Raw genomic sequence first — 11,893 nt, 5'->3', positions numbered from 1 at the left:
GCTTAGGCGGGAAACGCGCGCTCGACGATCGCGGCGTGATCGAACGTGGCCGGCAACGTGCCGTACACGCGACCGCTTTCGCCGCAGCCGTCGGCGAGACGCGTCGCGATGAACGCGTCGGCGACATCGGCGGGCGCGTGTTGCGCGAGCAGCGTCGCCTGCGCGATCAGCACGATCTGCTGCGCGATACGTCGTGCCGACGCCTCGCGCTGTGCGGCCGGTCCGTTCAGCGTCGCGGCGAGACGCGTCAGTGCCGCGCCCAACGCCGGATGCGCGCGCGCGATGTCCTGCCACGCGGCGAACAGTGCCTGCGCGGCTTGCGGCTCGCGCTCCATCGCGCGCAGCACGTCGAGACACATCACGTTGCCCGAGCCTTCCCAGATCGAGTTGACGGGAGCCTCGCGATAGAAGCGCGCCATCGGTCCGGTTTCGACGTAGCCGTTGCCACCCCAGACTTCCATCGCCTCGCCGGTGAATTCGAGCGCGCGCTTGCAGACCCAGTACTTCGCGGCCGGCGTAACGATGCGCCGCCACGCGCGTTCGGCCGATGAAGCCGGGAACGCGTCGGCGGATTCCTCGAACGCGCGCGCGAGACGCATGAACAGCACCGTCGCCGCCTCGGATTCGAGCGAGAGATCGGCGAGCACGTTACGCATCAGCGGCTGTTCGGCGAGATGCCGGCCGAACGCACTGCGATGCCGCGCATGATGGATCGCCTGTACTAGCGCGGCGCGCATCAGCGCGGCGCTGCCGATCACGCAATCGAGCCGCGTGTAGCTCGCCATTTCGATGATGGTCGGCACGCCGCGTCCTTCGTCGCCGATCATCACGCCGTATGCGTCGAGAAACTCGACTTCGCTGCTTGCGTTGGAGCGATTGCCGAGCTTGTCCTTCAGCCGCTGGATTTGCACCGCGTTCTTGCTGCCGTCGGGCGCGAAGCGCGGCACGAAAAAGCACGACAGCCCCTCGTGCGTGTCGGTGCGCGCGAGCACCAGATGCGCGTCGCACTGCGGCGCCGAGAAAAACCACTTATGACCGATGAGCCAGTAGGCGGCGCCGCGTCCGCCGGCACCATCGAGCGCATGCGCGCGGGTCTGGTTGCTGCGCACGTCCGAGCCGCCCTGTTTCTCGGTCATGCCCATGCCGATCATCGCCGAGCGCTTCTGCGTGAGCGGCACGTCGCGCGGATCGTGCTCGCGCGTATAAAGCGGCTCGCGCAGCGTGTCGAACAACGCGGGTTCGCGCTGCAACACCGGGATGCTCGCGAAAGTCATCGTCAGCGGACACAGCGAGCCCGATTCGATCTGCGCATGCATGAAGTAGCCGGCGCAGCGCGCGGCCATCGCGCCGCTTCGCGGATCGGAAAACGGCAACGCGTGCAGCCCTTCGCGGCGCAGCAGCGCGAGCAGTTCGTGCCACGCGGGATGAAACTCCAGCGCGTCGATGCGCTCGCCGCGCGGACTATGCGTGACCAGCTCTGGCGAGTGGCGATTGGCGAGCTCGGCGAGCGCGAGCGTGTCGGGCGTCGTCAGCGCCGCGCCGTGCCGCAGCAGCGCCTCGCGATGCCAGCTCGCGCCGTCGCGATAGACGGCCGCGCTCAAAGCGGCGTCGCTCGCGAACAGGTTGTAGTTCGCGAGTGGCGGTGCCTGATTCGTCACCTCGTGAGTCTGGCCGAAGCCGTGCCGTTCCATCTGCTGTCTCCGTGCTTTGCCTATTGTGCGCCGCTTTGCCGACGGCGATCCACGATGCGCTTCGAAGCGCCTGGTTGAGCGCCGCGCGTGACGCCGCATGCGGTGAAGAGGGCGCGGTTCGCGCCATGTTTGACGCCGCCAGCAAGCGGGGACGTCGGCGACGGTGGCGCCCCGGCACCCAGGTGACGTGGCGGCGCGGGCGGCTTGATCGACGTTGGCGTGAAGTTCGGGAAACGCGGGCTGCGCCATGCAGCCGCCCGCCGCGCGTCACTCGTCTGCTGACGTCGGCGTTCCATCCGGCACCGCGATGCCGTTGAAGCCGATCCCTGGTCCGAGCATGAAATCGTCGCTGACTTGCGTGGGCAGCGTTTCGCGCGCGACGTCGAGCCATGCGCGCGCCGCGTGCGACAGATAGCCGTTGCGACGCCAGCCGATCGCCATTTCCCACGGAATCTCCGGTTCGACGACCGGGCGGCAGGTGAACTGCACGGCATCGAGCCGCCGGCAATAGGGCGCCGGCAGCAGCGCGATGCCGACGCCGGCCAGCACCAGCGCCGCCATGAAGTCCCAATGCCCGCTGCGTCCGACGATCGCGGGCGCAAAGCCCGCCGCGCGGCACGCGTTCAGCACGACGTCGTTTAACGCGAGGCTCTCGCCGTAAAACACGAACGGCTCGTTCGCGAGTTGCGCGAGCGGCACTTCGTTCAATCCGTCCCAACGCGAGCCGGTGCGCGCGACGAGCCACAGCAGCTGGCGCGACATCGGCAGCACGTCGATGCTGTCGGGGTCGACCGGCTGCAGCACGCCGCCCAGTTCCAGTTCGCCGTTGATCAGCGCTGCCTCGATCGCGCGCGAGCCCTGCTCGAACAGCTTCAGCTCGATCTTCGGATAGCGCTGGCGGAATGCGGCGATTGCGGGCGTGAACAGCGCACCGCCCATCGGCGGGATGCCGATTGCCAGTTCGCCGCGCCCGAGCGTGTCGAGATCGTTCAGCTCGGCCTGCAGTTGCGCGTGCGCGGCCAGCACATCCTGGCCGCGCTGATAGACGATCCGGCCGACGTCGGTCAGCACCATCTGGCGGCCGTCGCGCAGCAGCAGCGGCGAGCCGATCTCGTCCTCAAGCGACTTGACCATCTTGCTGATGGTCGGCTGCGTGACGAACATCTGCTCGGCGGCGACGGTGAAGCTCTGTTGACGGACCACTTCGACGAAATAGCGCAGCGCACGGAGTTCCATGATCGCCCCTCGAATTCCAGTTTGGAATGACTTCGATGATTGTAAGTCATTCTGTTTATGCGGCCGCGCACCCGATACTCCGTCGCATCCGATGTCAGCCAGGCACTGTCGAAGCGCCACTGGATCTCGCTGTCGGTCGGCGCGATAGAGGGCATTCTGGTCGGCGAAATCGTGCTCGCGTTCGTGCCGCGGCGCACGCGGCTCGCGCGCGCAGCGCCATCTGGCGCGCGCCGAAGTCATCTCGATTTGCTACAATCGCCGTTCGTCTTCGAGGAGCGTTGCGACGGGTACCGCGAATCCGCATTCGCCGGCCGCCCGCCAGGCTCGAAGGCTTCAATTGGCAGCATGGAACACGCCTCGCGCGATTCCGAACGCTGCCTCAAACCGCGCTCACGTCACATTTCTAGTCATTTTCTTAGAAAGGAGGGCGTGATGAACGCCGCAGTCATCGATTCCCAGAACCAGGATTACGTTGTTGCCGACATGTCGCTCGCCGGCTGGGGCCGCAAGGAACTCACGATCGCCGAGACCGAAATGCCCGGCCTCATGCAGACGCGCGAAGAGTACCAGGCGCGGCAGCCGCTGAAGGGCGCGCGCGTCGCCGGCTCGCTGCACATGACGATCCAGACCGGCGTGCTGATCGAGACGCTGACCGCGCTCGGCGCGGACGTGCGCTGGGCCTCGTGCAACATCTTCTCGACCCAGGACCATGCCGCCGCCGCGATCGCGCAGGCCGGCACGCCGGTGTTCGCGTTCAAGGGCGAATCGCTCGACGAATACTGGGAGTTCTCGCACCGCATCTTCGAATGGCCGAACGGCGAGTTCGCCAACATGATTCTCGACGACGGCGGCGACGCGACGCTGCTGCTGATCCTCGGCTCGAAGGCCGAGAAAGACCGCTCGGTGATCGCCAAGCCGACCAACGAGGAAGAAGTCGCGCTGTACAAGTCAATCGCCGCGCACCTCGAGATCGACCCGACGTGGTACTCGAAGCGCCTCGCCGCAATCAAGGGCGTCACTGAAGAAACCACGACGGGCGTGCACCGTCTGTACCAGATGGAAAAGGAAGGCCGCCTGCCGTTCCCGGCTATCAACGTCAACGACTCGGTCACGAAGTCGAAGTTCGACAACCTGTATGGCTGCCGCGAGTCGCTCGTAGACGGCATCAAGCGCGCGACCGACGTGATGATCGCGGGCAAGATCGCGGTCGTGGCCGGTTACGGCGATGTGGGCAAGGGCTGCGCGCAATCGCTGCGCGGTCTGGGCGCGACCGTGTGGGTCACCGAAATCGATCCGATCTGCGCGCTGCAGGCGGCCATGGAAGGCTACCGCGTCGTGACGATGGAATACGCGGCCGACAAGGCCGACATCTTCGTGACCGCGACCGGCAACTACCATGTGATCAACCACGATCACATGAAGGCGATGCGTCATAACGCGATCGTCTGCAACATCGGCCATTTCGACTCCGAAATCGACGTCGCGTCGACCCGTCAGTACCAGTGGGAAAACATCAAGCCGCAAGTCGACCACATCATTTTCCCGGACGGCAAGCGCGTGATCCTGCTGGCCGAAGGTCGTCTCGTGAACCTGGGCTGCGCGACGGGCCATCCGTCGTTCGTGATGTCGAACTCGTTCACGAACCAGACGCTTGCGCAGATCGAACTGTTCACGCAGGGCGCGAAGTACGAGAACAAGGTGTACGTGCTGCCGAAGCATCTGGACGAGAAGGTCGCGCGTCTGCATCTGGCGCGCATCGGCGCGAACCTGACCGTGCTGTCCGACGCGCAGGCCGGCTACATCGGCGTCGACAAGAACGGTCCGTTCAAGCCGAACCACTACCGCTACTAAGCACGCGCCCGCCCGCGGGTTCGATGCGCGCTTCGGCGTGCCGGGCCACGCGGGCGGCGCTGCAAGCTTGACGGTCTGATCCCGGGGCGGCGCGCAATGCGCCGCTTTGTTCGCCAGCGCCGCTTTCCGTTTGCTGGACATCTTCTCCGCACAGGTGCTTACAAGGAGTTCTACATGACCGTGCTGCTGACCTGGCTCATCAACGCGCTCGCGCTGCTGATCATCACCTACATCGTTCCGTCGATCCATATCCGTAGCTTCGGCACCGCGCTGATCGTCGCGATCGTGCTCGGTCTCATCAATGCGGTTCTGCGGCCGCTGCTGATCCTGCTGACGCTGCCCGTCACGATCCTCACGCTCGGACTCTTCATTCTGGTCGTCAATGCGCTGTGCTTCTGGCTGTGCGCGTCGCTGCTGAAGGGCTTCGAGGTGGCGGGCTTCTGGTCGGCGTTCTTCGGCTCGATCCTATACAGCATCGTGTCGTGGCTGCTGTCCGCGCTCATTTTCGGCAACCGCAGTCTAGGTTGACCTCTTTGACTATGAATCCGATCGAACTCTCATTCGAATTCTTCCCGCCGAAAACGCAGGAAGGCATCGACAAACTGCGCGCGACGCGCGCGCAACTCGTGTCGCTCAAGCCCAAGTTCGTGTCCGTCACGTTCGGCGCCGGCGGCTCGACCCAGCAAGGCACGCTCGATACCGTCATCGACATGGCGAAGGAAGGGCTCGAGGCGGCGCCGCATCTGTCGTGCATCGGCTCGTCGAGGGAAAGCCTGCGCGCGATCCTGGGCGAGTACCGCGCGCATGGCATCCGCCATATCGTCGCGCTGCGCGGCGATCTGCCCTCGGGCATGGGCGCGTTCGGCGAGCTGCGCTATGCGTCGGAGCTGGTCAGCTTCATCCGTGCCGAGTTCGGCGACTGGTTCTGGATCGACGTGGCGGGCTACCCGGAATACCATCCGCAGGCGCGCTCGCCGCGTCACGATCTCGAAAACTTCGCGCGCAAGGTGAAAGCCGGCGCGAACTCGGCGATCACGCAGTACTTTTTCAACGCGGACGCGTACTTCCGTTTCGTCGACGATGCGCGCCAACTCGGCGTCGACGTGCCGATCGTGCCCGGCATCATGCCGATCACGAACTTTTCGCAGCTGATGCGCTTCTCCGAAATGTGCGGCGCCGAAGTGCCGCGCTGGATCGCGCGCCGGCTCGAGAGCTTCGGCGACGATCGCGAGTCGATCCGCGCGTTCGGCCTCGACGTGGTGACGGATCTGTGTCAACGGCTCGTCGACGCGAAGGTGCCCGGCCTGCACTTCTATACGCTGAACGCTGCCGCATCGACCAAGGCGATCTGCGAACGGCTTGGCGTGTAACTGCCATGCCCCGCGCGGCCGCAACGGCCGCGCGGTCTCCGCCAGTCTCGCGTGCGTGCGAAATTTGTCCCAAATAGCGTGGTAAGTCCCTGTTGAAGCTCATTTTTTGGCTGTCTATCATCGAAATGCAGCTACCCCGGCTGCTGTGCGGAGGACGATATGACAGTGACAAGAATGACTGCGGCACACCGACGGTTCGCGCTTCACCAGTTCTGCCTGCCGGCTCTCGCCGCGCTCGCGGTCGCCACGAGCGGCCTCGCGCCCACCGCGTCGCAGGCGGCCACGCTGCCCGACAAGACGCTGATCTTCTGCTCCGAAGGCAGCCCGGCGGGCTTCGATACCGCGCAATACACGACCAGCGTCGAATTCAGCGCCGGCTCGTACACGGTCTATAACCGGCTCGTCGAATTTGCGCATGGCAGCACCGACATCGAGCCGGGCCTCGCCGAAAAATGGGACGTGTCGCCCGACGGCCTCACCTACACGTTCCATCTGCGCCGCGGCGTCAAATTCCAGACCACGTCGTACTTCAAGCCGACCCGCGAATTCAACGCGGACGACGCGGTGTTCACCTACGAGCGCATGCTCGATGCCGAGAACCCGTTCCGCAAGGCGTATCCGGTCAATTTCCCGTACTTCAACGACCTCGGTCTCGCGAAGAACATCGCCAAAATCGAGAAGGTCGATCCGTACACGGTGCGCTTCACGCTGAAGGAAGTCGACGCGCCGTTCCTGCAGCAGATTGCGATGCCGTTCGCGTCGATCCTGTCGGCTGAATACACGGATCAGCTGCTCAAGGCGGGCAAGGCGTCCGACATCAACCAGTACCCGGTCGGCACCGGCCCGTTCATCTTCCGCAGTTACACGAAGGACGACACGATCCGCTTCGACGGCAATCCCGACTACTGGAAGCCGGGCGTCGCGAAAGTTGGCAAGCTGATCTTCGCGATCACCGTCGATCCGGCCGTGCGCCTGCAAAAGTTGAAGCGCGGCGAATGCCAGGTGATGAGCTATCCGCGCCCGGCCGACATCCCCACCGTGAAGGCCGATGCGTCGCTCGCGATGCCGAGCGAAGTGGGCTTCAACCTCGGCTATATCGCATACAACACGACCAAAAAGCCGCTCGACAACGCGCTAGTGCGCCGCGCGCTCGACATGTCGGTCAACAAGAAGGCGATCATCGACGCGGTCTATCAGGGCGCGGGCCAGGCCGCGACTAATCCGATGCCGCCGACGCAATGGGGCTACGACAAGAACCTGAAGGACGCGCCGTACGACGTCGACAAGGCGAAGGCGCTGCTGAAGCAGGCGGGCTACCCCGACGGCTTCGAGCTGACGCTGTGGGCGATGCCGGTGCAGCGGCCGTATAACCCTAACGCGCGCCTGATGGCCGAAATGCTGCAGTCGGACTGGGCGAAGATCGGCGTCAAGGTGAATATCGTCACCTACGAATGGGGCGAGTACATTCGCCGCGGGCACGCCGGCGAACATCAGGCGATGCTGATCGGCTGGACGGGTGACTACGGCGACCCCGACAACTGGCTCGGCGTGTTGCTCGGCTGCGACGCGGTCAACGGCAGTAACTTCTCCAAGTGGTGCTACAAGCCCTATGACGATCTGATCAAGCAGGGCCGCAGCACCACCAACATGGCCGATCGCACCAAGGCCTATACGCAGGCTCAGGAAATCTTCAAGGACCAGGTGCCGTTCACGCCGATCGCGCATTCGACCGTCTATCAGCCGATCAGCAAGAACGTGACGGGCTTCAAGATCGATCCGTTCGGGCCGACTCAATTCCTGGAGGTCGGACTGAAGTAAGCGGACGCGGCGCGTTTTTTGCGCCGCTTTCGTCGCCGGGCGGCCCGAATGGGCCGGCCCAGCTCGCGCCAAAACCGCGGCAAAACGTTTGCACGAAGTGTTTCCTATCGTCACCAGAGGGATTTTGCTCCGCTTGGTGGCCGGGCCAAGCTCAAGTAATATCCCGCTACGCCGGCGCAAGCCGGCCCTGAACCTGGAGGAAACATGAAGCAAAACAATCTGTTGCGCGCCGCGCGTGTGACTACGCTCGTCGCTGCCGCAGCGGCATCCCTGCTTGGCGTCACGAGCGCGCAGGCCGCTGGGATCCCGAACAAGACCCTCGTTTACTGCTCGGAAGGCAGTCCCGCGGGCTTCGATCCGGCCCAATACACGACGGGCGTCGACTTCACGGCCAACACGTTCACCGTCTATAACCGCCTCGTCGAATTCGAGCGCGGCGGCACCAAGGTCGAGCCGGGCCTCGCGGAGAAGTGGGACGTGTCGCCCGATGGCAAGACCTATACGTTCCATCTGCGTCATGGCGTGAAGTTCCAGACGACTTCGTTCTTCAAGCCGACGCGCGAATTCAATGCGGACGACGTGGTCTTCTCGTTCCAGCGCATGCTCGACCCGAACCAGCCGTTCCGCAAGGCGTATCCGGTGCAGTTTCCGTACTTCACCGACATGGGCCTCGACAAGCTGATCACGAGCGTCGAGAAAGTCGATCCGTACACGGTCAAGTTCACGCTGAAGGAAGTCAACGCGCCGTTCATCCAGAATCTGGCGATGGAATACGCATCGATCCTGTCGGCTGAATATGCGGATCAGCTGCTGAAGGCCGGCAAGGCCGCCGACATCAATCAGTTCCCGGTCGGCACCGGCCCGTTCATCTTCCGCAGCTACACGAAGGACGCGACGATCCGCTTTGACGGCAACCCGGACTACTGGAAGGCGGGCGCGGTGAAGATCTCGAAGCTGATCTTCTCGATCACGCCGGACGCCGGCGTGCGCGTGCAGAAGATCAAGCGCGACGAATGCCAGGTGATGAGCTATCCGCGCCCGGCCGACATCGCGCCGCTGAAGGCCGAGCCGAACATCGACATGCCGTCGCAGCCGGGCTTCAACCTCGGCTACCTCGCGTACAACGTGACGCACAAACCGGTCGACAAGCTCGAAGTGCGCCAGGCGCTCGACATGGCGATCAACAAGAAGGCGATCATCGACTCGGTCTACCAGGGCGCGGGCCAGCTCGCGACGAACCCGATGCCGCCGACGCAATGGTCGTTCGTCAAGAACCTGCCGGCCGCCTCGTACGACGCGGCCAAGGCGAAGGATCTGCTCGCGAAGGCCGGCTACCCGAACGGCTTCGACATCACGCTGTGGGCGATGCCGGTGCAGCGCGCGTACAACCCGAACGCGCGTCTGATGGCGGAAATGATCCAGGCGGACTGGGCGAAGATCGGCGTGAAGGCGAAGATCGTCACGTACGAATGGGGTGAGTACATCAAGCGCGCGCACGCGGGCGAAGACGACTCGATGCTGATCGGCTGGACCGGCGACAACGGCGATCCGGACAACTGGCTCGGCACGCTCCTCGGCTGCGAGGCGATCAACGGCAACAACTTCTCGAAGTGGTGCTACAAGCCGTTCGACGATCTGATCCAGAAGGGCCGCACGACGTCGGACGTGGCGACGCGCACGAAGATCTACGGCGACGCGCAGCATATTTTCGCGCAGCAACTGCCGTTCTCGCCGATCGCGCACTCGACCGTCTATCAGCCGGTCAGCAAGAAGGTGATCGACATGCGCATCGAACCGCTCGGCTACGCGCGCTTCGACGGTGTCAGCGTCAAGTAATCCGTAAAGTTCGCACAGTAGGCCGCAATACAGTACGCCGCAACACAGTACACTTTTCGCACGGTTAGAAAACTGGTCGAAATGGTCCGGCGACCGGGGTCACGAGCCCTCGTCGCCGGTTGCGTTTATTCATCACCAGTACCATGGGAGCGAACCATGTTCCGCTTCGTTTTGCGCCGCATCGGCATGGTGATACCGACGTTCATCGGCATCACGATCCTCGCGTTCGCGCTGATTCACCTGATCCCGGGCGACCCCATCGAAGTGATGATGGGCGAGCGCGGCGTCGATCCGGCCATGCATGCGGCCGCGATGCACCGCCTGGGGCTCGACGAGCCCTTGCCACTGCAGTACTTCCACTACATCGTCCGCGCCGTGCACGGCAACCTCGGCACTTCGATCATCACCAACACGAGCGTGATGGGCGAATTCCTCGCGCGCTTTCCCGCCACCGTCGAACTGTCGCTCTGCGCGATGCTGTTCGCGCTGATCGTCGGCCTGCCGGCGGGCGTGTTCGCGGCGTTGAGGCGCGGCACGGTGCTCGATCACGGCGTGATGGGCACCGCGCTGACCGGCTACTCGATGCCGATCTTCTGGTGGGGCTTGATCCTCATCATGGTGTTCTCGGTCAAGTTCGGCTTGACGCCGGTGTCGGGCCGCATCGCGGTCGAATACGACATTCCGCACGTGACCGGCTTCATGCTGATCGACTCGCTGATGTCCACCGACGAAGGCGCGTTCAAGTCCGCGCTCAGTCACCTGATCCTGCCCGCGATCGTGCTCGGCACGATCCCGCTCGCGGTCGTCGCGCGTATGACGCGCTCGTCGATGCTCGAAGTGCTGCGCGAAGATTACATCCGCACCGCGCGCGCGAAGGGTTTGTCGCCGGGACGCGTGATCGTCGTGCATGCGCTGCGCAATGCGCTGATTCCGGTCGTCACCGTGATCGGCCTGCAGGTCGGCACATTGCTTGCGGGCGCGGTGCTGACCGAAACGCTGTTTTCATGGCCGGGCATCGGCAAGTGGCTGATCGACGCGATCGGCCGGCGCGATTATCCAGTCGTGCAGGGCGGTATCCTGCTGATCGCGACGCTGGTGATCGTCGTGAACCTCGTCGTCGATCTGTTGTACGGCGTGCTCAACCCGCGCATTCGCCATACGAGGTAAATCACCGTGGCTGACATTCAAAACACCGTCCCCCAAGCGGTCACACCACCGAGCGGCCGCGCCATCGCGGCTCGCGAATTCTGGGCCAACTTCTCGCGCAACCGCGGCGCGGTCGGCGCGGGCATCATCGTGCTGGTGCTGATCTTCATCGCGATCTTCGCGCCGCTGATCGCGCCGCATAGCCCGATCGAGCAGTACCGCGACTTCGTGAAGATCCCGCCCGCGTGGCTCGACGGCGGCAACTGGAAGTTCATTCTCGGTACCGACGAAGCGGGCCGCGACATTCTGTCGCGTCTGATGTATGGCGCGCGGCTGTCGTTCTGGATCGGCTTCGTGTCGGTGGTGCTCGCGTTGATTCCGGGCGTCGTGCTCGGCCTCGTCGCCGCGTTCTTCGAGAAATGGGCCGACACGCCGATCATGCGCATCATGGACGTGCTGCTCGCGCTGCCGTCGCTGTTGCTCGCGGTCGCCGTGGTCGCGATCATCGGTCCGGGTCTGGTCAACACGATGCTCGCGATCGCGATCGTCGCGCTGCCGGGCTACGTGCGTCTGACGCGCGCGTCGGCGCAGGGCGAGTTGCAGAAGGAGTATGTGACGGCGTCGCGCGTCGCGGGTGCGAGCACATTGCGGCTGATGTTCTCGCAGGTGCTGCCTAACTGCACCGCGCCGCTGATCGTGCAGGCAACGCTCGGCTTTTCGTCGGCGATTCTCGATGCCGCCGCGCTCGGCTTCCTCGGCCTCGGCGTGCAGCCGCCGTCGGCGGAGTGGGGCGCGATGCTCGCGTCGGCGCGCGATTACATCGACAGCGCGTGGTGGATCGTTACGATGCCTGGCTTGTCCATCCTGATCTCGGTGCTTTCGATCAACCTGCTCGGCGACGGGCTGCGCGACGCGCTCGATCCCAAACTGAAACGGATGGCGTGA

Annotated in this window: 9 protein-coding genes and 1 riboswitch; of the genes, 7 read left to right on the top strand and 2 right to left on the bottom strand. The window is 64.3% G+C overall.

Translation table 11 applies throughout. From position 1 onward, the window contains the following. Positions 1–2: 2 nt before the first annotated feature. Both OKW43_RS12565 and OKW43_RS12560 read right to left on the bottom strand, forming a co-directional pair. Positions 3–1,691, bottom strand: coding sequence for an isovaleryl-CoA dehydrogenase (locus OKW43_RS12565; protein WP_187632581.1), 1,689 nt, complete (start codon positions 1,689–1,691; stop codon positions 3–5). Positions 1,692–1,958: 267 nt separating this feature from the next. Then, positions 1,959–2,927 carry a LysR family transcriptional regulator gene (locus tag OKW43_RS12560; RefSeq protein WP_187632582.1) on the bottom strand — a complete coding sequence of 323 codons (969 nt, stop codon included), beginning with the start codon at positions 2,925–2,927 and terminating at the stop codon, positions 1,959–1,961. Between the two features lie 264 nt (positions 2,928–3,191). Continuing rightward, a riboswitch (S-adenosyl-L-homocysteine riboswitch) is annotated at positions 3,192–3,326 on the top strand. 33 nt (positions 3,327–3,359) lie between these two features. On the opposite strand from OKW43_RS12560, the gene ahcY reads away from it, so the two are divergent. The 7 genes from ahcY to OKW43_RS12525 all read left to right on the top strand — a co-directional run bounded on the left by ahcY (position 3,360) and on the right by OKW43_RS12525 (position 11,893). After that, positions 3,360–4,778: an adenosylhomocysteinase gene (gene ahcY, locus OKW43_RS12555; protein ID WP_187632583.1), complete on the top strand. Its 1,419-nt coding sequence runs from the start codon at positions 3,360–3,362 to the stop codon at positions 4,776–4,778. A 174-nt stretch (positions 4,779–4,952) separates the two neighbouring features. Continuing rightward, positions 4,953–5,306 carry a phage holin family protein gene (locus OKW43_RS12550; RefSeq protein ID WP_187632584.1) on the top strand — a complete coding sequence of 118 codons (354 nt, stop codon included), beginning with the start codon at positions 4,953–4,955 and terminating at the stop codon, positions 5,304–5,306. Positions 5,307–5,317: 11 nt separating this feature from the next. Continuing rightward, on the top strand, positions 5,318–6,148 hold the full coding sequence (metF, locus tag OKW43_RS12545) for a methylenetetrahydrofolate reductase [NAD(P)H] (protein WP_187632665.1): 831 nt from the start codon (positions 5,318–5,320) through the stop codon (positions 6,146–6,148). A 159-nt stretch (positions 6,149–6,307) separates the two neighbouring features. Continuing rightward, on the top strand, positions 6,308–7,966 hold the full coding sequence (locus OKW43_RS12540; RefSeq protein ID WP_429447635.1) for an ABC transporter substrate-binding protein: 1,659 nt from the start codon (positions 6,308–6,310) through the stop codon (positions 7,964–7,966). Between the two features lie 204 nt (positions 7,967–8,170). Further along, a complete protein-coding gene (locus tag OKW43_RS12535; protein ID WP_429447633.1) occupies positions 8,171–9,802 on the top strand; it encodes an ABC transporter substrate-binding protein in 1,632 nt (543 codons plus the stop codon). A gap of 156 nt (positions 9,803–9,958) precedes the next feature. Beyond that, entirely contained in the window at positions 9,959–10,969 is a 1,011-nt protein-coding gene (locus tag OKW43_RS12530; protein ID WP_429447631.1) for an ABC transporter permease subunit, read from the top strand. Between the two features lie 6 nt (positions 10,970–10,975). Continuing rightward, positions 10,976–11,893 carry an ABC transporter permease subunit gene (locus OKW43_RS12525; protein ID WP_429447629.1) on the top strand — a complete coding sequence of 306 codons (918 nt, stop codon included), beginning with the start codon at positions 10,976–10,978 and terminating at the stop codon, positions 11,891–11,893.

The organism is Paraburkholderia sp. WC7.3g, from assembly GCF_050436345.1.
Lineage (GTDB): Bacteria > Pseudomonadota > Gammaproteobacteria > Burkholderiales > Burkholderiaceae > Paraburkholderia > Paraburkholderia podalyriae.
Note: the sequence above shows the minus strand (reverse complement) of the source record. Positions and strands in the feature narration are given on the sequence as shown.